Here is a 24,008-nt window from a genome sequence, read left to right as displayed (position 1 = left end):
AAAGCTCCATTGTTGTCTTTTGTGTTAAAATCCTGCATTCAGGCCGGATCGCGGCGGGCGCCGGCATTTTCCTGCAAACACCGCCTCGCTTCTGCCGAACGCTTGTTTATAGCATTGCCGGCGAGTCCAATAGGAGGAAACGGATGTTTCATAAAGGCTTCGGTCTCGTCACTCTGGGCAGCGTTTGTTTCGCCGTCGTGACGGCGTCAGGTGCTACGGCGGCGAGTGCGAATGTCCTCGTGCCGCATCGCGCCGTCTATGATCTTGAGCTCAAGGATGCGTCGGATCGTTCGGGCATTGCCGGAATGTATGGTCGCATGGTCTATGAATTCAATGGTTCGTCTTGCGAGGGCTACACGGTCAGCTTCCGCTTCGTCACCCAGGTCGACACCGGCGAGGAAGTTCGCCTCACGGATCAGCAGACGACCACCTATGAGGATCTGAAGACGGGCAATTTCCGCTTCTTGACGCGCTCTTTCACCGACGAGAAGCTGGACAAGGAAGTGCGCGGAACGGCGCATGAGGAAAAGAGCGGTGTCAAGGTGGAGCTGACCGCGCCCGACAAGCGCGAAGTGGAACTTGCGGCCAGCCGTTTCCCGACCGCCCATATGATGGAAGTGATCTCGCGGGCGAAGAAGGGGGAAGGCTTGTTCGAGGCGCGCATCTTCGACGGCTCCGATTCGGGCGACAAGACGCTGATCACCTCGACCTTTGTCGGTAAATCGCGCAAGCCCACCGCTGATGAGCCGGATGCCGGCAAGGCTGGCAAGTTCGGCAGCGAAGCCTATTGGCCGGTGACGATTTCCTATTTCAACGACGACAAGAGCGGCGATGCGCTGCCAATCTACCGCATGTCGTTCAAGCTCTACGAAAACGGAATCACCCGGGACCTGACGATGGACTACGGCGATTTTGTCCTCAGCGGTAAGCTTGCCGATCTCGAAGTCTTCAAATCCGAGGACTGCAAATAGCCGATCGCGACGAAAATCGGCACTCGCGTCTTGATTTCTCGGGCAGTTGCGGTTAAGGGGCTGCCATTCCACACGTGAAGCAAGGGATGTTCCGGGAGAAATCCGGATCGTTCCGCCGGTGGGCTGTTCGAAAGACCATGCTCGACGCTTCGCGGAGGTTCAACCGGAAAAGGAGAAAAAGGCATGGCATTGCCTGATTTTAGCATGCGTCAGCTTCTGGAAGCTGGCGTTCACTTCGGTCACCAGACGCACCGCTGGAACCCGAAGATGAAGCCGTACATTTTCGGCGATCGTAACAACGTCCACATCATCGACCTCGCTCAGACCGTACCGATGCTGTCGCGCGCCCTGCAGATCGTCAGCGACACCGTTGCCAACGGCGGCCGCGTTCTGTTCGTCGGCACCAAGCGCCAGGCTTCGGAAATCATCGCTGACGCAGCCAAGCGTTCGGCCCAGTACTACGTCAACGCTCGCTGGCTCGGCGGCATGATGACGAACTGGAAGACGATTTCGAACTCGATCCAGCGCCTGCGCAAGCTCGACGAAATCCTTTCTTCGGAAGCTTCTGGCTTCACCAAGAAGGAACGCCTGAACCTCGAGCGCGAACGCGAAAAGCTGAACCGTGCACTCGGCGGTATCCGCGATATGGGCGGCACCCCGGACCTGATGTTCATCATCGACACCAACAAGGAATCGATCGCGATCGACGAAGCCAAGCGCCTCGGCATCCCGGTTGTTGCCGTGATCGACTCGAACTGCGATCCGGACCAGATCGACTATCCGATCCCGGGCAACGACGACGCTTCGCGCGCCATCGCTCTCTACTGCGACCTGATCGCCCGCGCAGCCATCGACGGCATTGCGCGCCAGCAGGGCGCATCTGGCCGTGACCTCGGCGCCTCTGCCGAAGTTCCGGTCGAGCCGGCGCTCGACGAGGCCTCCGACGCCTGATCGGCCCCAGGCGGCAGCCAACCCTGCCGCCCCCAATGAAATGTCGGGACAAGGCCGTTTGTGATGAAAGTCTAAACGGCCTTGTTCTTTTCAGCCGGGGATGGCGCGATCCGTTCGGGTCGTTGGATCCGAGCAGCGGCCACGATGACGCGTTCATCATGGTGTCACATTGAAAAGCCATTCCCTGCCAAACCTCCTGGCATCGCGCCACGCGCGGGCAACGCCCGCCAAACAGACAAAGAGGCAAAAAAGATGACTGTGACTGCAGCAATGGTGAAGGAACTGCGCGAAAAGAGCGGCGCAGGCATGATGGATTGCAAGAAGGCACTTGCTGAAACCAACGGCGACATGGAAGCAGCGATTGACTGGCTGCGCGCCAAGGGTATCGCGAAGGCCGACAAGAAGTCGGGTCGTACGGCTGCCGAAGGCCTCGTCGGCATCGTCAGCGGCGGCGTCAAGGCCGTCGTCGTCGAAATCAACTCCGAAACCGACTTCGTTGCCCGCAACGAAGCCTTCCAGGAACTCGTCCGCGGCGTTGCCAACGTAGCGCTCACCACCGACGGCTCCGTCGATGCGATCGCGGCTGCAACCTACCCGGCGACCGGCAAGTCGGTCGACGAGACGATCAAGGACGCGATTGCCACGATCGGCGAAAACATGACGCTGCGTCGCGCAGCTCTGCTGCAGGTCGAAGATGGCGTTGTCGCCACCTACATCCACAACGCTGCTGGCGACGGCATCGGCAAGCTCGGCGTTCTCGTCGCGCTGAAGTCGATCGGCGACAAGGAAGTGCTGTTCTCGGTCGGCCGTCAGGTTGCCATGCACATCGCTGCGACCAACCCGCTGGCGATCCGCGCTGAAGAAGTCGACGCCGCTGTTGCTGAGCGCGAACGCAACGTCTTCATCGAACAGTCGCGCGCCTCGGGCAAGCCGGACAACATCATCGAGAAGATGGTTGAAGGCCGTATGCGCAAGTTCTTTGAAGAAGTCGCACTGCTGTCGCAGGCCTTCGTCATGAACCCGGAAATCACTGTCGGTCAGGCCGTCAAGGACGCTGAAAAGCTCGCTGGCGCACCGATCGAAGTGACCGGCATGGCTCGCCTGCTGCTCGGCGAAGGCGTCGAGAAGGAAGAGTCCGACTTCGCCGCAGAAGTTGCAGCCGTCGCCAAGGGTTGATTTCTTCACCCATCTTGGGAAAACCTCGGGGCATCGCGTGACAACGCGGTGCCCTTCGTGTATCGGGCTTCGTCAATGCGCCGGACCCGCCGGAAATCACTCCGCAGCGGTTGAAACCGGGTAGCGCAATATGTCCTTATGCGCTGTGCGCCGTCGTCGTGCGCACGCGCACCGATCTGATCAGGAGCGATGATGCCGGCCGAACCAATCTACAAACGTGTTCTCCTTAAAGCCTCCGGTGAAGCCCTGATGGGTAGCCAGGGCTTCGGTATCGACGTGGCGGTCGCCGACCGCATCGCCGCCGACATCGCCGAAGCACGCGCGATGGGCGTCGAAGTCGGTGTCGTCGTCGGCGGCGGCAACATCTTCCGCGGTGTCGCGGTGGCCTCCAAGGGCGGAGACCGGGTGACCGGCGACCACATGGGCATGCTGGCAACGGTCATCAACGCGCTGGCGCTCGCAACCTCGCTGCGCAAGCTCGACATCGACACGGTCGTGCTTTCGGCAATTGCGATGCCGGAAATCTGCGAAAGCTTCTCGCAGCGCGCAACGCTTCATCATCTCTCGCTTGGCCGCGTCGTGATCTTCGCCGGTGGCACCGGCAACCCCTTCTTTACGACGGACTCGGCCGCAGCGCTCCGCGCGGCGGAAATGGGTGCGCAGGCCATTTTCAAGGGCACGCAGGTCGATGGTATCTATTCTGCCGATCCGAAGAAGGATCCGACCGCGACCCGTTTCGACCGCCTGACCCACAGCGAGGTGCTTGAAAGGGGCCTGGCCGTCATGGATGTTGCCGCCGTTGCGCTTGCACGCGAAAATACCATTCCGATCGTTGTCTTTTCGATCCACGAAAAGGGTGGCTTCGCGGAAATCTTGACCGGCGGCGGTCGCGCGACCATCGTCACAGACAACTAAAGAGCTGCAAAGCGGCCCCCTGCGGCCGGCGAATGTTAGAACGGGAGTTTTGACCATGAGTGAAGGTGTTGAACTGAAGGAACTGAAGCGTCGCATGGATGGCGCCATTTCCGCATTCAAGAGCGATATCGCATCGCTTCGTACCGGCCGGGCGTCGGCGAACGTTCTCGATCCGGTGACCGTTGAAGCCTACGGCTCGCGCGTGCCCCTCAACCAGGTCGCCAACATCACCGTTCCGGAGCCGCGCATGCTGTCCGTTTCGGTCTGGGACAAGCAGATGGTTGGCGCCGTCGATCGTGGCATTCGCGAATCGAACCTCGGCCTGAACCCGATCATCGACGGCCAGAACCTGCGCATTCCGCTGCCCGAGCTCAACGAAGAGCGCCGCAAGTCGTTGGTCAAGGTGGCCCACGATTACGCTGAAAAAGCCAAGGTCGCCGTGCGCCACGTGCGCCGCGACGGCATGGATGACCTGAAAAAAGCCGAAAAGGATGGCGACATCGGTCAGGATATCAGCCGTTCTCAGTCCGAGCGCGTGCAAAAGATGACCGATGAAACGATTTCCGAGATCGACCGCTTGCTCGCCGAGAAGGAAAAGGAAATCATGCAGGTCTGATCTGCTCGTGATCTGAGTCTCCTTTCGCGGACGCCTTATGCAAAACCTCATCTCCACGACCGTTCCGGAACATGTTGCCATCATCATGGATGGCAACGGGCGTTGGGCGAATGCACGTGGGCTACCGCGTACCATGGGGCATCGCAAAGGCGTCGAGACCGTTCGCGATGCCGTCAAGACGGCGGCCCAGGTGGGTATCCGCTATCTCACGCTTTTTGCATTCTCTTCGGAAAATTGGAGCCGGCCGGAGTCGGAGGTAAGCGACCTCATGGGGTTGCTCAAGACCTTCATCCGCCGGGATCTCGCCGATCTGCACCGCGAGAATGTCCGCATCCGTGTCATTGGCGACCGCTCGAACCTGCGTGGCGACATCCTGCCGCTATTGATAGAGGCCGAGGAAACGACGCGGGCGAACACGGGAGTTACCCTGGTCATTGCCTTCAACTACGGCGCGCGTGACGAGTTGACCCGGGCGATGCGTCGCCTCGCGGTGGACGTCGCCGAAGGGCGTTTGCGCCCTGAGGACATCAATCAGGAACGCATTGCAGCCTCGCTGGACACCGCCGACATACCCGATCCGGACCTGATCATCCGCACGAGCGGCGAAGAGCGACTGTCGAATTTCCTGCTCTGGCAGGGCGCCTATTCCGAACTGATCTTCGTTCCCGAACTGTGGCCGGATTTCACGCGTGAGATTTTCCTGTCGGCGCTGGAGAAGTATGCATGCCGGGAGCGCCGTTTCGGCGGACTGGTCGAGCCGACGCGGGCGGTTGGTTCCTGATGCAAACTGAACTCAAGCTTCGCATCGCTTCGGGAGTGGTGCTCGCGGCGGTCGCTCTCGCTGCGACCTGGTTTGGCGGTCTCGCTTTCCAGCTACTTTCGGTCCTGATCGCGCTTCTCGTCTACTACGAATGGTCGACGATCACCGGCCTTGTCGAGCGAGATTTCCAGGGCAACGCCTTCGGTTGGCTCTCGATAGTCGTGATCGCAGGCCTCGTTGTCACCGGTTACATTGGCTACAGCCTTCCTTTCCTGGCGTTCGGCCTCGGAGCGGCCTTGCTTTGGGTCCTTACTCAAAAGACAAGCTGGTGGCTGCCGGGCGGCATCGCCTATGCAGGCCTCACCGGCATATCGCTCGCAGCACTTCGTGGCGCCGACGATCTCGGCCTGATCGCAACGCTGTTCGTCTTCGCAGTGGTCTGGGCAACCGACATTTTCGCCTATTTCACCGGCCGTGCGATCGGGGGCCCCAAGCTTGCGCCGCGCATATCGCCCGGCAAGACCTGGTCCGGCGCCATCGGTGGCACGATTTGTGGCATTCTTGCTGGCGTCGCCGTCTTTATGGCTTATTTTTCGCTGCAAGATCTTCGGATCCCGATCATCGCCCTGGTGCTCTCGGTTGCCAGCCAGGTTGGGGACTTGTTCGAGTCCTTCATCAAGCGGCGCTTTGGCGTGAAGGATTCGAGCCGTCTCATTCCGGGGCACGGCGGGGTCATGGATCGGGTCGACGGTTTGATATTCGCCTGCGTGGCGGCGTTGATTCTGGTCATGGTTCAGTATTTCGTCAGCGATGGGCGCCAGATCGCCTTCGGTTCGGTCCTGCTTGGCCCTTGATGCCGACCGCAGGGACTTGAGGAACGTTCATGACATATCTGCTTGATGCCTTTCAGCTTCTGACCGGCTACATCATTCCCTTCCTCCTCGTGCTGACCCTTTTGGTCTTCGTGCACGAGATGGGGCACTATCTCGTAGGCCGCTGGTCGGGAATCCGTATCCTCGCCTTCTCGATCGGTTTCGGTCCCGAACTTTTCGGTTGGACCGATCGGCACGGAACACGTTGGAAACTGTCGGCGATCCCGCTTGGTGGCTACGTCAAGTTCTACGGTGACGAGGACGCGGCGAGCGTGCCGGACTACAAGCGTCTGGAGGCAATCGCGCCGGAAGAGCGCGGCAAGACCTTCCTCGGCGCCAGGCTCTGGAAGCGGGCAGCGACGGTTGCCGCAGGGCCGATCGCCAACTTCATCCTCGCGATTGCCATCTTCGCCGTTCTGTTCTCCGTCTACGGACGCCAGGTCGCAGATCCCGTGGTTGCGCGTGTGAACGAAAATAGCGCAGCCGCACAGGCAGGCGTTGTTCCGGGCGACCGCCTGATCTCGATCGATGGCTCGCCGGTGACGACCTTCGACGACGTTCGTCGCTACGTCAGCGTGCGCCCCGAGCTGAAGATCACCATCCGAATCGAACGCAACGGCGCGACACTCGATTTGCCGATGGTGCCCCAGCGGACGGAGCTCACCGACCAGTTCGGCAACAAGATGGAGATCGGCGTCATCGGTATCCTGACCGATCAGGAAGCCGGCAACTTCCGCACCGTCACCTATGGCCCGATCGAGGCCGTAGGGCAGGGCGTCCTGCAAAGCTGGCACGTCATTACGGGCACCTTCGACTACCTCGGCAATGTGCTGACCGGGCGGATGAAGGCGGACCAGATCGGTGGCCCGATCCGCGTCGCCAAGGTTTCCGGGCAGATGGCGACGCTCGGCATTCCATTCTTGCTGAATATCGCCGCGATCCTGTCAGTTTCCATAGGATTGCTTAACCTCATGCCCGTACCGGTGCTTGATGGCGGCCATCTGATGTTCTATGCGGTTGAGGCGTTGCGCGGGAAGCCTGTCGGTCCCGCCGCGCAGGATGTCGCCTATCGGATCGGCTTTGCCATGGTGCTGATGCTCATGGTCTTTGCCACCTGGAACGACATATCGATGTTCTTCGGCTAGCGTTCGGTCGGGGAAACGGCGAGGGGAATTCGGCGGATACTGTGAACGATTGGTTTTCAACGGCTTGCGAAGAAAGGTTTTGTTTACGATAACTCGAGGCTGTAGTGGCCGTTAAGCCACGGTTCGAATTGAAGTAAACAGAAATTAACGAGCTGGCTTGCTTGTATGGGAAAAGCGGTTAAAACGGCAACCGTGACCGGAGTCGGCACGAAACTGCCGCGCGACGTTTGGAAAAGGTAAGATTTGAACATGAAAGCTGGTTCAAGGTTTTTGAACGCGGTGTCGGCGGCTGCGCTGTCAACAAGCATTGTTGTTTCTGGCGCTGGTGTTGGGTTGCTCGCAGGCACGTCCGTCGCAGAAGCTGCGGTCATCAATCGTGTCGAAGTACGCGGGGCAACGCGCGTCAGCGCTGAGACGGTCCGAGCGAACATCACGATCGTTCCCGGCAAGGCCTTCAGCAACGCGGATATCGACGCTTCCGTGAAGCGCCTGTACTCCACGGGCTACTTCTCCGACGTCAGCATCAACGTCGCCGGCGGTACGCTGGTCGTCAGCGTGAGCGAGAATCAGCTGGTCAATCAGGTCGTCTTCAACGGCAACCGCAAGATCAAGGACGACAAGCTGCAGGGCGTCGTGCGCACGCAGCCGCTCGGCCCGTACAGCGAAGCGACAGTCGAAACGGATATCCAGTCCATCAAGGACGCCTATGCTGCCATCGGCCGCAGCGACATCACGGTAACGACGCAGGTCGTTCCGGTTGCCGAAGGGCGCGTCAACCTTGCCTTCGTGATCAATGAAGGTGAGCGCACCAAGATCTCCCAGATCAATTTCGTCGGCAACGAAGCCTATAGCGACGGTCGTCTTCAATCGATCATCGCGACGAAGGAATCGGGCATCTTCTCGTTCATCACACGCAAGGATGTCTACAATCCGGACAAGCTTCGCGCCGACGAAGAGCTGCTGCGCCAGTTTTATTTCAACCGCGGCTACGCGGACTTCCAGGTCGTTTCCTCGGACGCGGCGCTCAATGAAGCGACGAACGAGTACACGGTGACGATCACCGTCGAAGAAGGTCCGCGTTATGATTTCGGCGCCGTCAATGTCGAATCGACCGTCGAGGGCGTCAATGCCGAAGAGCTGAAGGGGCTTATCCTCAGCCGCGAGGGCTCGGTCTACAAGGCCAAGGACGTTCAGGCGACGATGAGCGAGATTTCGCAGCGTGTCGCTTCGGCCGGATATCCTTTTGCGCGCGTCACGCCGCGCGGCAACCGCGACCTCGCCAATCACACGATCGCCGTCGACTACCTCGTCGATCAGGGCGAGCGTGCTTACGTCGAGCGCATCGAGATCCGCGGCAACACCCGTACACGTGACTACGTTATCCGTCGCGAATTCGACATGGGTGAAGGCGACGCCTTCAATCAGGAAATGGTTGCCCGCGCCAAGCGTCGGCTGGAGGCACTCGGCTACTTCTCGACCGTCAACATCTCGACCGCGCCGGGCAGCGCTGCCGACCGCGTCGTCGTGATCGTCGACGTGCAGGATCAGTCGACCGGTTCGTTCGGTATCGGTGCTGGTTACTCTGCGGGTAGCGGCGGCGGCTTCCTCGTCGAAGCGTCGATCGAAGAAAAGAACTTCCTTGGTCGTGGTCAGTACATCCGCGTCGCCGCCGGTCGCGGTGACGAGAGCCGGACCTACAACGTTTCGTTCACCGAGCCGTACTTCCTTGGCTATCGTCTGGCTGCCGGCTTTGACGTCTTCAAGAACGAGAACGACTTCGACGACGAGGACTACAGCTACGAAGATCAGGGCTTCAGCCTGCGCGTAACGGCGCCGATCACCGAAAATCTGTCGACCACGCTGCGCTACAACTTCACGCAGTTCGACTATAGCGGTAACGTCGCGAAGCTGTCGTCGCCCTACGTTCGTGCAGTTGAGGGTGGAAACTGGGTCCGTTCGTCGGTATCGCAGTCGATCACCTACAACACGCTCGACGATCCCCAGCTGCCGCATGACGGCATCCTGGCGACCTTCACGCACGAGTTTGCAGGTCTTGGTGGCGACTCCGACTTCTACAAGATGACTGGTAAGGCCAAGTGGTACTACACGGTCAACGACGAGGCGGATATCATCGCGTCGCTTGCTGGTAGCGCCGGTCATGTCTTCGAAACCGGCAGCGATCTGCAGGTCTTCGACCAATTCCAGCTCGGCTCCAACGATATTCGTGGCTTCGAGCGCAACGGTATCGGTCCGCGCGATCAGGCGACGGGCGATGCGCTCGGCGGCACGACCTACTTTACGGCTTCGGCCGAAGCGTCGTTCCCGCTTCCGGGCATCCCGCGTGACAGCGGCTTCCGCGGTGCGGTCTTCGCCGATGCCGGTACGCTCTACAGCAACAAGGTCGCGACCCTTCCCTCTGAAACGGTGCAGGGCAACGACGCGTCGCTGCGTGCATCGGTCGGTATCGGCCTGATCTGGGCTTCGCCGTTCGGTCCGCTGCGTGTTGACTATGCTTGGCCGGTTGCCAAGGAAGACTTCGACCGGGTACAGAACCTGAAGTTCGGTATTTCCTCGTCGTTCTGATAAAAAGCAGTCCAGAACTGCCGGAAAAAGATCGTTCTGGAGTGTCCATGGAACAGAACTGGTTTTTTCCGCCCCATAAAGGGATTCGTCTGGGTGACCTGGCGAATCAAATTGGGGCGGAGTTGAGCAATGGTGCGGTCGCCGACTGCACCATTCATTCTGTAGCGCCAGTCTATCGGGCCAAGCCCGGCGACGTCTGCTACATGTTGTCTCGCAAGAGCCGAGCCGAGCTTGATACCTGTCAGGCATCCGCGATCATCTGCGACAAGACGATCTTCAGCCTTGTGCCTGCCCATATCCCAGTCCTCTTGACGGCTCGCCCGCATACGGCCTTCGCTCTTGCCGGCACGTTGCTGCACGAGGCCGCGATGCGTCCTGCGCGCAACACCAGCCTCAAGGGCGTGGCACCCGGTGCTTTCGTGGATCCGACCGCGCGTCTGGAAGACGATGTCGAGGTCGAGCCGATGGCGGTCGTTGGGGCTGGCGCCGAAATCGGCCGCGGCACCCGCATCGCTGCCGGCGCCGTCATCGGGCCGGGCGTGCGTATCGGCCGTGACTGTACGATTGCCTCTGGCGCAAGCGTGCTCTGTGCTCTCGTCGGCAACAGCGTGATCATTCATCCCGGTGCTCGTATCGGTCAGGACGGCTTCGGTTATGCGCCCGGGCCGAAAGGCGGAATGATCAAGATCGTTCAGGTCGGTCGCGTGATCATTCAGGATCATGTCGAGATCGGCGCCAACACGACGATCGACCGCGGCACGATGGATGACACGGTGATCGGCGAGGGGACGAAGATCGACAATCTCGTCCAGGTTGGCCACAACGTGCGCATTGGCCGCTATTGTGGCATCGTCGCCCAAGTGGGCATTGCAGGCAGCACGAAGATCGGCGACGGCGTGATGATTGGTGGCGGCAGTGGCGTCAATGGCCATATCACGATCGGTGATGGCGTACAGATCGCTGCGATGAGCGGCGTGGCAAGCGATGTTCCCGCCGGCGAACGTTATGGCGGTATTCCGGCGCGCCCGATGCGCGATTTCCTGCGCGATGTCGCGGAGATGGCGATGCGGGCAAGCGACAGACAGAAAAAGAAGAAGGGCGGCGCGAATGAGTGAGGCAGCAACGGTTCTCGGTACGGCGGACATTCAGGAAATTCTGAAACTGCTCCCGCATCGCTACCCATTTCTGCTCGTCGATCGGATCATCGAGATCGACGGCGACAATTCGGCGATCGGCATCAAGAACGTCTCGGCGAACGAACCGCATTTCACCGGTCACTTCCCCGAACAGCCGATCATGCCTGGCGTTTTGCTTGTCGAGGGCATGGCCCAGACGGCCGGTGCGATCTGTGCCCGCAAGGTGGGTAGCGGAACGAACCTCGTCTATTTCATGACCATCGACAATGCGCGCTTCCGCAAGCCGGTCGTTCCCGGCGATCGTGTCGAATTCCATGTCGTGAAGCAGAAGCAACGCGGCAATATCTGGAAATTTCACTGTGACGCAAAAGTTGACGGGCAACTGGTCGCAGAAGCTGATATCGGCGCGATGATCGTCAGCAAGGAAGACGCCTGAACATGATTGCAGCAACAGCGAAGATCCACCCGTCCTCGATTATCGAAGACGGCGCTGCGATCGGCGAGAACGTCAAGATCGGCCCTTTTTGCCACGTGGGGCCGAAAGTCGTTCTTGGCGACGATGTCGAGCTTCACAGTCATGTCGTGGTCACCGGCCGTACGACGATCGGCACGGGAACCAAAATCTTTCCGCAGGCCGTGATCGGCGCCGATTCGCAGAGCGTTCATCATAGCGCCGTCGATACGGAACTGTTGATCGGCGCGAATTGCACGATCCGCGAAGGCGTGACGATGAATACGGGCACCGTCGAACATGGCGGACAGACGGTCATTGGCGACAACAATCTCTTCCTGGCCTATTCGCACGTGGCGCATGATTGCCGGCTCGGCAACCATATCATCCTGTCGAACAACGTGATGCTGGCGGGCCATGTCACGGTCGAAGACCGCGCCATTCTTGGCGGCGGCTGCGCCGTGCATCAGTTTACCCGTGTCGGCCGTCAGGCATTTGTCGGGGGCCTCTCCGCCGTCAGCTACGACGTCATTCCCTACGGTATGCTCAACGGCAATCCGGGCATACTGAGCGGGCTGAACGTCGTAGGTATGACGAGGGCCGGGATCGACCGCGCGACGATCCACGTCGTTCGCCGCGCCTACAAGCAGATCTTTGAAGGCCCGGAGTCGATCCGCGCCAATGCTGCGGCCATTCGCGAAGAATATGCCGACTGCGCACCGGTCGTCGAAATCCTCGATTTCATCGCGGCCGAGAGCGACCGGGCACTATCGTCGCCGTCTCGCGGCAAGGCGTGAGCGTGATGTCGGCTGCTGCGAGCCACGCAGCGACCGGCGGTCGGCTCGCAATCATCGCCGGCGGTGGCGCGCTACCGCACCACGTAGCCGAAGCTGTGCGCGCGCGCGGCGAAGATCCATTCATCATCGCATTGTCGCGAGAGGCGGAAGAAGCCGATTGGGTCGGCTTCGATCATTCCGTGCTGGGGATCGGCGACTTCGCCAATATCAGCCGAACCTTCAAGGAAGAGGGGATCGATCGGGTCGTCCTGTCGGGTTGGGTTCGCCGCCGGCCGGAATGGCGTGACATTCGCCCGACGCTGAGAACGCTGGCAAAGATCCCGGCCGTCTTGAAGACGCTGGTGTCCGGTGGAGACGACGCCGTCCTGCGCATGGCGATGGCACTGATCGAAGCAAGCGGCGCCCATGTCATCGGCGTTCATGAAGTGGTGCCCAATCTCCTGGCAGAACCGGGGCCGATCGGGGCGGTTACACCTGATGCCGACGATCGCCGCGACATCGAGGCGGGCATCGCTGCCGCCAACGCGCTCGGCACGCTCGATGTGGGGCAGGGTGCTGTGGCCGTCGGTGGGCGCGTCGTGGCGCTGGAGGGCGCTGAGGGTACCGATTCTATGCTGGAGCGTGTCGTCGCCTTGAAGGCCGAGGGCCGTGTCTCTTCGCGCCGGCGAGGGGTCCTCGTCAAGCTTTGCAAGCCCGGGCAAGATTTGCGCGCCGACCTCCCGTCGATCGGACCGTCGACCGTTGCACTTGCAGAAAAGGCCGGTCTCGCCGGCATTGCGGTCGAAGCAGGCAGGGCTCTGGTCCTGGAGCGCGGCAACGTGATTGATGTCGCCAATCGCGCTGGTCTGTTTGTCGCCGGTGTCGAACGATCGGCCAAGGGAGCCGAGCGATGAGTGCATCCAGCTACAAGCTTGCAGTCATTGCAGGCGAGGTTTCCGGCGATCTCCTGGGCGCCGATCTCGTCCGGGCGCTTCGAACGCAAATCAGCAGCACGATAGAACTCGTCGGCGTCGGCGGCGAGGCGCTGGAGGCGGAGGGCCTTCGATCGCTCTTCGACTATTCCGAACTATCCATCATGGGCTTCACCCAGGTCCTGGCACGATTGCCGAAGCTCATCATGCGCATTCGCCAGACGGCAAAGGCGATCATCGCCGCGCGCCCCGATGCGTTGCTGATCATCGACAGCCCGGACTTTACCCATCGCGTGGCGCGCAAGATTCGTGCGGCGCTGCCGGATGTGCCCGTCATCAACTATGTCTGCCCGAGCGTCTGGGCCTGGAAGCCGGAACGCGCGCCGCGCATGCGTGGCTATGTTGATCACGTCTTGGCCGTGTTGCCGTTCGAACCGCAGGCGATGGAGAAGCTGCAGGGCCCGCCGACGACCTATGTCGGTCACCGCCTCGCAAGCGATGCGAATGTGCTCGCGGTTCGGGCGAGCCGCCAGCAGCGCCTTGCCGGCGCCGTCGATGGTCGGGTCGCTACGTGCCTCCTTCTGCCGGGCTCCCGCTCGAGTGAGGTCGGCCGCCTGTTGCCCACCTTCGGTCGGGTGGTCGAAGAGCTTGCCAGCCGACATCCCGGCATTCACTTCCTGTTGCCAACCGTTTCGCAGCAGGAAAAGCTGGTGCGCGAAATCACGGCATCCTGGCCCATCCAGCCGGAGATCACCGTAGGGGCGGCGGAAAAGTGGGCCGCTTTCGATCGGGCCGATGCGGCGATCGCTGCCTCGGGAACGGTTCTCCTGGAACTTGCGCTTGCCGGCGTTCCCGTCGTTTCAACCTACGATCCCGATTTCCTGGTGAAGCTCTTGCACAAGCGCATCAGCATCTGGAGCGGCGCGCTGCCGAATTTGATCGCAGACTTCCCCATCGTGCCGGAATACTTCAGCGAGTCCATCCGCCCTGGTGCCTTGACGCGTTGGATGGAGCGGCTTTCCGGTGCAACGGCGCAACGCGCCTCGATGCTGGATGGCTATGCACTGGTGCAACAGCGCATGGCGACAACTCATCCGCCCGGTGAGAAAGCAGCCGAGATTGTTCTTGGCTACCTCATGAAGAATAACAGGTAAGCTTCATAGTTCCTTGAGCGAGCGCGATGCATCCCTCGATGCGTCGACGTCGTCGAAAGTGTGCGCAAGGATCCCGCCGGCGGAGCCGGTTTGGGACCGGCATTGCTTGCGGCCAGCCCGATGGTGGACGGGGTTCGAACCGATGTTCCCGGACCTACAAAATAAAAGCCCGGTCATCGCTGACCGGGCTTCGTTTTTCTTGGCTGATAACGATCAGCGCTTGGAGACCGGCACGTAGTCGCGCTGCGGGGCGCCGACATAGAGCTGGCGCGGACGACCGATGCGCTGTTCCGGATCTTCGATCATCTCGTTCCACTGCGCGATCCAGCCGACGGTGCGGGCGAGCGCGAAGAGCACGGTGAACATGGTGGTGGGGAAGCCCAGCGCCTTCAGTGTGATGCCGGAGTAGAAGTCGATGTTCGGATAGAGCTTCTTCTCGATGAAGTACTCGTCGGTCAGCGCGATGCGCTCGAGTTCCATCGCGACTTCGAGCAGCGGATCGTCCTTGTGGCCGAGTTCCGCCAGCACTTCATGCGTGGTCTTCTGCATGATCTTGGCGCGCGGATCGTAGTTCTTGTAGACGCGGTGGCCGAAGCCCATGAGGCGGAACGGATCGTTCTTGTCCTTGGCGCGCGCAATGAACTCCGGAATGCGGTCGGCCGTGCCGATTTCGGCGAGCATGTTGAGCGCCGCTTCGTTGGCGCCGCCGTGGGCCGGGCCCCAGAGGCAGGCAATGCCGGCAGCAATGCAGGCGAACGGGTTTGCGCCCGACGAGCCAGCCAGACGGACCGTCGAGGTCGACGCGTTCTGCTCGTGGTCGGCGTGCAGGATGAAGATACGGTCCATGGCGCGCGACAGAACCGGGTTGACGACATATTCCTCGCACGGAACGGCGAAGCACATGCGCAGGAAGTTCGAGGCGTAGTCCAGATCGTTCTTCGGGTAAACGAAGGGCTGCCCGATGTGGTACTTGTAGGCCATTGCCGCGATCGTCGGCATCTTGGCGATCATGCGCAGCGAGGCAACCATGCGCTGATGCGGATCGGTGATGTCGGTCGAGTCGTGGTAGAAGGCCGAAAGTGCGCCGACGCAGCCGCACATGACGGCCATCGGATGCGCGTCGCGGCGGAAGCCGGTGAAGAAGCGCGACATCTGCTCATGCACCATGGTGTGGTGCGTGACCCGATAATCGAAGTCGGCCTTCTGTGCCTTCGTCGGCAGTTCGCCGTAGAGCAGCAGGTAGCAGACTTCGAGGAAGTCGCCATGTTCTGCAAGCTGCTCGATCGGGTAGCCGCGGTGCAGGAGCACGCCTTCGTCGCCGTCGATATAGGTGATCTTGGATTCGCACGACGCCGTTGACGTGAAGCCCGGGTCGTAGGTGAACATTTTCGTCTGCTTGTAGAGCGAGCCGATGTCCACGACGTCAGGGCCGATGGACCCCGATCGCACCGGAAGATCCGCAGACTTTCCATCGAGTGTTACAACCGCGGTTTTTTCAGTCATCGGACCCTCCGTCTTATGGCAACGTGACATAGAGACATGCCACGACAATGAACGTTGCGAATTTGCTATATGATTTATTTTCGACTGCCAAGCTGTACGAAAGGCAAATTGTGCGATGCGAAAATGTGCATATGGCGACGCAACAATGGCATGTTACGGCAATAAGTCCAAGGAGATCAATAATCTCGTCGGATGATGGTGCGGTACCATTCTATATAGGTTTGCCGCTTTTTTCAGCAGATAGCGTATCGGTTGCGGTTGTGTGCCCTTGGTTGCATGATCGACCGGGTATTCGGGGGAAAGAGCGCTGGCGCAATGAGCGATACTGAAAGGCGGCAGGCGTCGCAGGACGCTGAGCGCGGCAGCTTCATGTTGCCCGGTTCCGATGCCGCCACTGCCGTTACCGTCTTTGCTCCCAATGCGCCGCGAGGCTTGCTTTCGACACAGGTGCGCCGCGGCATGTCGACGCTCTCGGCGCGCCTCGGTCCGCGCGTGGTCAAGGCATCGGTCGCGTCCGCAATCGAAGAGGAACGCGCATTCGGTCACGGTTTTGTGTTGATACCGGTGCTGCTGATCTCAGGCGTCCTCACCTGGCTGTCGCTCCCTTTTGACGTCGGAATTGTCAAACTTGCACTGCTGCTTTGCGTTTTCGGCATGGCGGTGGTGGCATGCGTCGGAAAATTTGCACGGCTGCGGGTGCCGCTGATTGGGGCGACACTGTTTGTGGCGGGAATGGTGCTGGTCGCTGCCGAGACGGCGCGGACCGATACGATCGTCCTCGACGCACCGGTGACGACGAACGTGCGGGGTGTGGTGTTTTCGCGTGAGCAGGACGACCGGGGCCAGTGGCGCTACGGGGTCGAGATCCACGAGACGACCAGGCCGCGCCTGCGCCGTCAACCGACGAAAGTCACGCTGGTGGCGCGGGGTCGGGAAGATCCGCTGCCGATAGGTGCGACCATCGAGGGCAGGGCGCGGCTGTCTCCGCCCTCCGGTCCGGCATTGCCGGGTTTGAACGACTTCGCGTTTGACAGCTACTTCCGGGGTATCGGTGCAGTCGGGTTTTTCTACGGTTCGCCCACGGGCGGAAAAGCGCCTGCGACCGGAGAATCGGAAGCGGCCTCTTCCTTTGGTTCATCCCTGGCGACCAGCATCGCCGCGATGCGGGAGGCCGTCGGAGAGCGCATCCGTGCATCGATCGGCGGCGACACGGGAGCGCTTGCGGCAGCGCTGGTGACCGCGGAAGAGCGGGCAATCAGCCGTGAGACGGTCGAGGTGTTGCGGCAAGCCGGGCTTGCGCATGTGCTGGCGATCTCCGGCCTCAACATGGCGCTTGCCGCCGGGACCTTTCTGATTGGCGCCCGCACCGTTCTCAGCATGATCCCTGGCCTAGCGCATCGTGTGCCGATCAAGAAGGTTGCGGCGACCGGCGCACTGCTGATGGTTTGCCTCTACATTCTCATCTCCGGGGGAGCGGTGTCGGCATTGCGCGCCTGGATCATGATTTCCATCATGCTCGTGGCGGTGTTTTTCGATCGTATGTCGATCAGCCTGCGCAACGTTGCCCTCGCGGCGATCGTCATCGTCGCCACAACGCCGTCTGCGGTTGCTGGGCCGGGTTTCCAGATGTCGTTCGCTGCGACCCTTGCGCTCGTTGCCGGCTATGCGCGCTGGCGCGAGCGACGGGAGACGGAGGTACCGACGGCGGCGAGGCAGGGCAAGGGAAGGGGCCCGGTCACCGGCGTGATCGCCGGTGTCGTCATCACCTCTCTCATCGGCGGTTTGGCGACATCGGTCTATTCGATCGCCTATTTTCACCGGTTGCCGGCCTATGGCCTGCTTGCCAATGTTCTCACGATGCCGGTGATCAGCATTGTGATCATGCCGTTCGGCCTGTTCGCCATGCTTCTGATGCCACTGGGACTTGAACACTATCCATTGATGGCGATGGCATGGGGCCTCGACCGGATGCTCGACATCGCCCGCTTCGTAACCTCTCTCGACGGTGAGATCGTCACGGGTCGCATCGGGCATTTCGGCTTTGCGCTGATTGCCGCAGGCGGTGTTCTCGTCTGTGTGTTGCGGAGCTGGCTGGCCCTGTCGGGAGCGGTATTGATCAGCGTCGGTCTCGTCAGCCTCGCAGTCGAGCACGATCGTCTGCCCGATGTCGTGATTGCCGAGGATGGTCGCCTCGTCGGCCTCGTTGCGAACGGCGCGATAGCAACCAACAGGATGCGCCTGTCGGATTTCGTGTTTTCGCAATGGCAACGGGCCCTCGCGGTGGAAAACCACCTCAAGCCAGCGATGCTTCCGCCGCCGGCAGCTGCCGATCCTTACCCGGCTACGGAGCCGGCCGGGAAGGGCGCTCCGCCGCTCGACCAGGAAAAACAGGCCGCGATCCGCGCGGATCTGTCGTCGGCGATCGAGGCGAATGCTGCGGGTGTCTTCATCTGCCGGGAAAAGCAATGGTGTGCGGCGCGCAACGGCTACGGCTGGACGATCCTTGCCATCGAGAACCCGCGGCTCTTTCCGGCCTTGTGCGACCAGGCGGATCTTGTGGTGACTGCGGCGCGGGTCGATGGCGCGACGTGCCCGACCAACCGCGCCCGTATTGTGAATGCGCAGACGCTGCGTCGCACGGGCGCAATCGAAATTCGAGCGCAGTCGGATACGGAGCACGCGCCGCCCGCAATGCAGTTTCGAACGGCATTCACGGCCCTTGCCCGCCCATGGGAACGGCACCGCGCGTATGACTGGCGGACCGGTTCTTTCATGGACGTTTCGCCAGATTTCTGACCGCAGTCACCGGTCGCGCCCTGAGCGGGCGGGTTGCGAAATTATTCTTGATTAATAAACTCCACAAATCCTTGTCATTCCGCTCCCCTTTGCGTAAAGAGCCCGAAAGCACGCAAGGGATGTGACGGGTGGCGGCAATCCCTTCGCTCTGAAATGACGAAACGGACCAGTACGTGAGGAACAAGATGCCGAACCGAGCCCGATCGACGATCAATCTGCTGGCAGCCGCAATGCTGGGTCTGTCATCGGCTGCTATGCCCGTGGTTGCGTTCGCTCAGTCAGCGAGTGAAGGGGCATCGTCAGCCCCGGCTACGAACGGCACTCAGGGCACTGTCGCACAATCTCCCACGCCGACGCCGGTCGTAGAGGGCCAGACGGCAACCGGCAGCGCACCGGTAAACCAGGCGACGCCGATCACTCAGGTGCAGCCCGCACCACAAGCCGCGTCGCCGGAGACTGCCCCCCTTGCTGTCGAGGGCACTGCCGTTGCGACCGAAGGTGCGGCGAACCCGGTGCTGCCGCACGATCTGTCGCCGATCGGTATGTTCATGGCGGCGGACCTTGTCGTCAAAAGCGTTATGGTCGGCCTGGCAGTGGCGTCCATTGCCACCTGGGCGATCTTCCTGGTCAAGGCACTCGAGCTTTTCAGCGCCAAGGCGCGCCTCAAGCGGGCGGTGCGTCTCCTGTCAGCCGCTAACGGTCTGGCTGATGTCAATACTGCATTCGACGGGAAGTCGGGCCCAGCACCTGAGATGGTGGCTGCGGCGATCGACGAGATGGTGCGTTCGGAAGCGGTTGTCGACCATGCGCCTGCGAGCGGTATCAAGGAACGCGTCTCTTCGCTGCTGACCCGCATCGAGGTTCGCGCCGGCAAGCGCATGACGAGCGGCACCGGTATTCTGGCCTCGATCGGCTCGGTCGGACCGTTCGTCGGCCTCTTCGGCACGGTTTGGGGGATCATGAATTCCTTCATCGGCATCAGCAAGGCGCAGACGACCAATCTCGCGATCGTCGCACCCGGCATTGCCGAAGCGCTGCTCGCCACTGCTATCGGCCTTGTTGCGGCAATTCCAGCGGTGGTGATCTACAACTATTTCGCACGTGCAGTGGGTGGCTACAAGGTGATCCTTGCCGATGCTGCGGCCGCCGTTGAACGGCTCGTCAGCCGCGACCTCGACCACCGCATGGTCCGCAAGGCGCAGCCCCGCCGGCAGGAAGGCTTCGTCCATGCCGAAACGACCATCGCACGGATCGGGTGACCCATGGCCGGAAAAGTAAGCCAGGACGGCGGCGATCTGGACGAGAACAGCGAAATCAACGTCACGCCCTTCATCGACGTCATGCTCGTGCTGCTGATCATCTTCATGGTGGCGGCGCCGCTTGCCACGGTGGATATGAAGGTGGATCTGCCTCAATCGGCGGCAAAGCCAGCGCCGCGCGACGACAAGCCGGTCTTCGTGACCTTGAAGGCCGATCTGGCGCTGGCCATAGGCAACGAGGAAACGGCGCGTGAGACCTTCGCCGACGAGCTGAAGCGCCTGACGGAGGGCAACACCGAGACGCGTGTCCTGCTCCGGGCCGACAAGGCCGTGGACTACGGCGAGCTGATGACGGTCATGAACCTCATCCAGAACGCCGGCTACACCAAGATCGCCCTCGTGGGCCTGGAAGGCGCACTCGGGCGCTGAGTTTGCCCGCGGTCCACGTGCCAGCAATGCGTCGCGCCCATGTCCGCGCGTCGCCGCCATGATCGATCAGGGCTCTTCTTCCCCGTTTTTCCGGCGCAATTTGCCGCTGTCGCTTGAATCCCGCGGGGCGGCGATTTAAGAGCTTACGTCAAAGGCTTTCCGTTGAGAGCCACAAGACGATCGCGCGGGCTTCTCCGAAAAGCGGCGCCGCGCCTATCCGGATACGAGGGCACCAGCATGAATTTCGAAGCAGCGCGCACCAAGATGGTGGACAACCAGATCCGGACCACGGATGTGACGTCTCACTCGGTCTTGTCCGCCTTCCTCACCGTGCCGCGCGAGGAGTTCGTGCCCGCGAAGATGAAGGAGCTCGCGTATATCGACACCGACATCGCGCTTGACGCCGCCAACGGCGGAGGGCCGCGCTTCCTGATGGAGCCGTCGCCGCTTGCCAAGCTTCTGCAGCTCGCCGAGATCGCCAAGTCCGACGTCGTGCTCGAGATCGGTTGCGGTACCGGCTATGCCTCGGCACTGCTTTCCCTGATTGCTGGTTCCGTCGTCGCGCTCGAAAGCGATCAGGGTCTTGCCGCCACCGCGACCGAAACGCTGGCACGTCTCGGCTATGACAATATCGCCGTCGTCACCGGCGAACTCGAGAAGGGCTACGCTGCCGAAGCGCCTTACGATGTCATCTTCGTTCACGGTGCGGTGGAAGTGTTGCCTGCGGCTCTGTTCGAGCAGTTGCGTGATGGCGGCCGACTCGTGGTGGTCGAAGGATTTGGCAACGCTTCGCGCGCTAAACTCTATGTGCACGAGCACGGAAAAACCTCCGAGCGTGCCGACTTCAACACTGCGGTGAAGCCGCTTCCCGGCTTCCGCCGCGAGCAGGAATTTGTTTTTTGAGGTCCCGCTTATTGAGGGATATCAACATTTGAATGTACTGCTAAAATAACAATGTTGCCAATTCGCAACGCGGTACTTGTTTCTTTTTGAAATGCCTGCGCAGAGTAGGGCTGCGCAGTTGTCGGAATTTGGAATCCGGGTTTCAAAGAGTGCAGTGGTAGTGATTTGCTCACCAGTGGGCGGTGTGAGCGCTCATCGCCGTGTCTAGGCAGCGCCGTTTTGTAACGAGGACAGCGCTGCGGGAAATGAGGGCAGGCTTTGCCGCCCCCGATCGGAGAGAGAAGTAATGGTGTCGATTGTCCGCAAAGCGGCCCTGTGGGCCGCCGTCTCGACGAGTGTGCTGCTTGCCCCGCACGCAGTACTGGCCGAGACGATCTTCGGCGCAATGGCCAAAGCCTACGCAAACAACCCGGATCTGAACGCTGCGCGGGCGGGGCTGCGCGCCACCGACGAGAGCGTACCGATCGCCAAGTCCGGCTTTCGCCCCCAGGTGGCTGGTTTCGCCAGCGGGACGCTTTCGACCATCGACAGGGAGAGTTCCGGAACTCAGGACGTTCACCAGGGGCAGGTCGGCATCTCCATAACGCAGATGGTCTTTGATGGCTTTCAGACGCTGAACAATGTTCGCGCGGCCGAATCGAATGTGTTTGCCACCCGCGAATCGCTGCTCGCCAACGAGATGCAGATCCTGCTTTCGGCGGCGACCATCTATTCCAATATCGCCCGCGATCAGCAGCTCGTGTCGATCCGCAAGCAGAACATCGCGTTCCTTCAGGAACAGGTGAACGCCGCGAAGGCGCGGCTTGATGTGGGTGAGGGCACCCGTACGGACGTGAGCCTGGCAGAGGCTTCGCTCGCCAACGCGCAGTCGCAGCTTATCGTCGCTGTTGCGCAGCTGAAGCAGAGCGAAGCGACCTATGTGCGGATCGTCGGCGACTTGCCGAAGAACATCAAGCAGGCGTCTCCCGCATCGAAGAGCCTGCCGCGCTCGCTCGACCAGGCGGTCGCAAGCGGCCTGCGCGACCACCCGACCATTCTGGCGGCGCAGTACTCGGTTGATTCGGCCGGTTACCAGGTGAAGTCGGCTGAGGGCACGATGCTGCCCGGCGTGACGCTTCAGGGACAGGTCGGCCGCACCACTGGCAATGTCGGTGATGGCATCGACAGCAACACATCGAGCATTACTGCTCGCCTCGAAGTCCCGATCTATCAGGGCGGCCTCGAATACGGCCAGATCCGGCAGGCGAAGGAACGCCTGGGGCAGCAGCGCATTCTGGTTGATTCGGCGCGAGCATCGATTCAGGAAACGATTGTTTCGGCCTACGCACAGCTCGAAGCAGCGATCGCGCGTATTTCCGCCAACAAGGCGCAGATCTCTGCCGCCAAGCTGGCACTGGATGGCGTCATTGAAGAGCGCAAAGTCGGCCAGCGCACGACCCTCGACGTTCTCGATTCGCAGCAGGACGTGCTGCAGGCGCAGGAACTCCTGGCGCTTGCGCAGCGCGATGCGGTCGTCGCGAGCTATACCTTGCTTGCAGCCTCCGCGAGGCTGACCGTGAAGAGCCAGGGTCTGCAGGTGGCCGAATATCGCGCCGAAGAACATTACGAGGCGGTCAAGGATAAATGGTTCGGTCTTCGAACCGTCGACGGTCGCTAAAGAAAACGCCCCGGTCTCCCCGGGGCGTTTCTATTTTTCCCCCTGAAAACAAATCTGTGCAAGGATCTGAGTGGCTGATTCGTGGCGTATGTTTCGTCCGCGAACTCACATAAGGTTTGTCGGAAATCGGCGCATGTCCTGTTTTGAAACACATGCCGGCCGCGTCAAACGGGGATAGAAATGGCACAGCTCAATGTCGCGCGTGAACCTTCGATGGATGAGATCCTGGCATCCATTCGCAAGATCATCGAGAGCAATGAGCCTGGGCAGGCCGGGCTTTCGCCGCAGGAGCATTTCGAGGACGAGGCGGGTGACGAGATTGAGCTGACGATCGACAGCGAGATCGAGACCGTAGCCTTCGGGCGGCGCGAGGAATCTGCCGAAACATCGAGGCCCGCCCCCGCGGCTCCTGCCGTAGAGCTTTCCATCGTCTCGTCCGAGGCCAGCGCGTCGGTTGCACAGCCGCCGCTTTCGCTGGCTGATGTCGCAGCACGCGTTCGTGCGGCTTCGGAGCGTCACGCAACGGGGTTTGCCCCGCGCGAAACGCAGCCAGTCGCGCCAGCGCCGGCGATCCAGGACAGCCCCGTCGTAACGTCGCGCATGGCCGCGGTATCAGCGCCCAAGGCTCCGGCCGTTCAGTCGATCGTGGCCCCAGAAACACACGAGGATGCGGAAGCCGTCGCTGCCCCAGAGCCATCGGAGCGTCGCGACAGCGTCGAATCGCCAGCGCCGGCGCCGGCGCCCGTGATCGACACGGTGGCCCCCGAGAAGGCGATCGCAGCCATCGTCTCTCCGGAAGTCGGCCGGAAGGTCGCGCAGTCCTTCGACAACCTCGCTCTCGCGGTCGATCAGGGCGCAAGGCGCTCGTTCGACGAAATCGCCCAGGAAATGCTGCGGCCGATGCTACAGGAATGGCTGGACGACAATCTGCCGACACTCGTCGAACGGCTGGTTCGCGAGGAAATCGAGCGCGTTGCCCGCGGACCGCGTCGCTGAAATTCAGATCTTTTGATGCGTGGGGCC

Annotated in this window: 21 protein-coding genes; 20 read left to right on the top strand and 1 reads right to left on the bottom strand. The window is 61.2% G+C overall.

The genetic code is table 11. The features are described 5' to 3' along the window. The first annotated feature begins 143 nt into the window (after positions 1 to 143). The 14 genes from ACTJKM_RS11205 (at position 144) to lpxB (ending at position 14,438) form a co-directional block, all read left to right on the top strand. Complete coding sequence (locus ACTJKM_RS11205; RefSeq protein ID WP_057255753.1) at positions 144 to 971, top strand: cell envelope integrity EipB family protein; 828 nt, start codon at positions 144 to 146, stop codon at positions 969 to 971. A gap of 183 nt (positions 972 to 1,154) precedes the next feature. Beyond that, positions 1,155 to 1,922, top strand: coding sequence for a 30S ribosomal protein S2 (rpsB, locus tag ACTJKM_RS11200; RefSeq protein ID WP_057255755.1), 768 nt, complete (start codon positions 1,155 to 1,157; stop codon positions 1,920 to 1,922). 252 nt (positions 1,923 to 2,174) lie between these two features. After that, complete coding sequence (gene tsf, locus ACTJKM_RS11195; protein ID WP_057255757.1) at positions 2,175 to 3,098, top strand: translation elongation factor Ts; 924 nt, start codon at positions 2,175 to 2,177, stop codon at positions 3,096 to 3,098. Between the two features lie 192 nt (positions 3,099 to 3,290). After that, positions 3,291 to 4,013 carry a UMP kinase gene (gene pyrH / locus ACTJKM_RS11190; RefSeq protein WP_057256069.1) on the top strand — a complete coding sequence of 241 codons (723 nt, stop codon included), beginning with the start codon at positions 3,291 to 3,293 and terminating at the stop codon, positions 4,011 to 4,013. 55 nt (positions 4,014 to 4,068) lie between these two features. Continuing rightward, on the top strand, positions 4,069 to 4,629 hold the full coding sequence (gene frr, locus ACTJKM_RS11185; RefSeq protein ID WP_057255760.1) for a ribosome recycling factor: 561 nt from the start codon (positions 4,069 to 4,071) through the stop codon (positions 4,627 to 4,629). A 37-nt stretch (positions 4,630 to 4,666) separates the two neighbouring features. Continuing rightward, positions 4,667 to 5,410: an isoprenyl transferase gene (locus ACTJKM_RS11180; RefSeq protein ID WP_057255761.1), complete on the top strand. Its 744-nt coding sequence runs from the start codon at positions 4,667 to 4,669 to the stop codon at positions 5,408 to 5,410. Further along, on the top strand, positions 5,410 to 6,243 hold the full coding sequence (locus ACTJKM_RS11175; protein ID WP_058326633.1) for a phosphatidate cytidylyltransferase: 834 nt from the start codon (positions 5,410 to 5,412) through the stop codon (positions 6,241 to 6,243). Before ACTJKM_RS11180 ends, ACTJKM_RS11175 begins: the two co-directional genes overlap by 1 nt. A gap of 29 nt (positions 6,244 to 6,272) precedes the next feature. Continuing rightward, the gene (rseP, locus tag ACTJKM_RS11170; RefSeq protein ID WP_057255765.1) at positions 6,273 to 7,406 is read left to right on the top strand and encodes an RIP metalloprotease RseP; all 1,134 of its coding nucleotides are present in this window, start codon (positions 6,273 to 6,275) and stop codon (positions 7,404 to 7,406) included. A gap of 249 nt (positions 7,407 to 7,655) precedes the next feature. Continuing rightward, positions 7,656 to 9,989, top strand: a complete 2,334-nt coding sequence (bamA, locus tag ACTJKM_RS11165) for an outer membrane protein assembly factor BamA (protein ID WP_058326632.1) — start codon at positions 7,656 to 7,658, stop codon at positions 9,987 to 9,989. Between the two features lie 47 nt (positions 9,990 to 10,036). Further along, the gene (lpxD, locus tag ACTJKM_RS11160; RefSeq protein ID WP_058326631.1) at positions 10,037 to 11,104 is read left to right on the top strand and encodes a UDP-3-O-(3-hydroxymyristoyl)glucosamine N-acyltransferase; all 1,068 of its coding nucleotides are present in this window, start codon (positions 10,037 to 10,039) and stop codon (positions 11,102 to 11,104) included. Further along, positions 11,097 to 11,561 (top strand): 3-hydroxyacyl-ACP dehydratase FabZ, encoded by a 465-nt coding sequence (gene fabZ, locus ACTJKM_RS11155; protein WP_057255771.1) that lies wholly within the window; start codon positions 11,097 to 11,099, stop codon positions 11,559 to 11,561. The genes lpxD and fabZ overlap by 8 nt, the downstream gene beginning before the upstream one ends. Before the next feature lie 2 nt (positions 11,562 to 11,563). Then, positions 11,564 to 12,373, top strand: coding sequence for an acyl-ACP--UDP-N-acetylglucosamine O-acyltransferase (gene lpxA, locus ACTJKM_RS11150; RefSeq protein WP_093232411.1), 810 nt, complete (start codon positions 11,564 to 11,566; stop codon positions 12,371 to 12,373). A 5-nt stretch (positions 12,374 to 12,378) separates the two neighbouring features. Beyond that, positions 12,379 to 13,266 carry an LpxI family protein gene (locus ACTJKM_RS11145; RefSeq protein ID WP_058326630.1) on the top strand — a complete coding sequence of 296 codons (888 nt, stop codon included), beginning with the start codon at positions 12,379 to 12,381 and terminating at the stop codon, positions 13,264 to 13,266. Next, complete coding sequence (lpxB, locus tag ACTJKM_RS11140; protein ID WP_058326629.1) at positions 13,263 to 14,438, top strand: lipid-A-disaccharide synthase; 1,176 nt, start codon at positions 13,263 to 13,265, stop codon at positions 14,436 to 14,438. The genes ACTJKM_RS11145 and lpxB overlap by 4 nt, the downstream gene beginning before the upstream one ends. Positions 14,439 to 14,651: 213 nt before the next feature. Here the strand turns inward: lpxB and gltA are convergent, their stop codons facing one another. Then, on the bottom strand, positions 14,652 to 15,941 hold the full coding sequence (gene gltA / locus ACTJKM_RS11135) for a citrate synthase (protein WP_057255779.1): 1,290 nt from the start codon (positions 15,939 to 15,941) through the stop codon (positions 14,652 to 14,654). 315 nt (positions 15,942 to 16,256) lie between these two features. Here gltA and ACTJKM_RS11130 point away from each other — a divergent pair, with 315 nt between their 5' ends. From ACTJKM_RS11130 to ACTJKM_RS11105, 6 genes are all read left to right on the top strand, one after another. Further along, the gene (locus ACTJKM_RS11130; protein ID WP_058326628.1) at positions 16,257 to 18,737 is read left to right on the top strand and encodes a ComEC/Rec2 family competence protein; all 2,481 of its coding nucleotides are present in this window, start codon (positions 16,257 to 16,259) and stop codon (positions 18,735 to 18,737) included. Positions 18,738 to 18,922: 185 nt separating this feature from the next. After that, positions 18,923 to 19,996: a tonB-system energizer ExbB gene (exbB, locus tag ACTJKM_RS11125; RefSeq protein WP_058320609.1), complete on the top strand. Its 1,074-nt coding sequence runs from the start codon at positions 18,923 to 18,925 to the stop codon at positions 19,994 to 19,996. A 3-nt stretch (positions 19,997 to 19,999) separates the two neighbouring features. Then, entirely contained in the window at positions 20,000 to 20,425 is a 426-nt protein-coding gene (gene exbD / locus ACTJKM_RS11120; RefSeq protein ID WP_058326626.1) for a TonB system transport protein ExbD, read from the top strand. A gap of 237 nt (positions 20,426 to 20,662) precedes the next feature. Next, on the top strand, positions 20,663 to 21,328 hold the full coding sequence (locus ACTJKM_RS11115; protein ID WP_057255786.1) for a protein-L-isoaspartate O-methyltransferase family protein: 666 nt from the start codon (positions 20,663 to 20,665) through the stop codon (positions 21,326 to 21,328). 286 nt (positions 21,329 to 21,614) lie between these two features. After that, entirely contained in the window at positions 21,615 to 22,985 is a 1,371-nt protein-coding gene (locus ACTJKM_RS11110; RefSeq protein ID WP_057255789.1) for a TolC family outer membrane protein, read from the top strand. A gap of 180 nt (positions 22,986 to 23,165) precedes the next feature. Then, the gene (locus tag ACTJKM_RS11105; protein WP_057255791.1) at positions 23,166 to 23,981 is read left to right on the top strand and encodes a PopZ family protein; all 816 of its coding nucleotides are present in this window, start codon (positions 23,166 to 23,168) and stop codon (positions 23,979 to 23,981) included. The last annotated feature ends 27 nt before the right edge of the window (positions 23,982 to 24,008 follow it).

Source organism: Ensifer sp. 22460 (assembly GCF_052044935.1).
GTDB lineage: Bacteria > Pseudomonadota > Alphaproteobacteria > Rhizobiales > Rhizobiaceae > Ensifer.
Note: the sequence above shows the minus strand (reverse complement) of the source record. Positions and strands in the feature narration are given on the sequence as shown.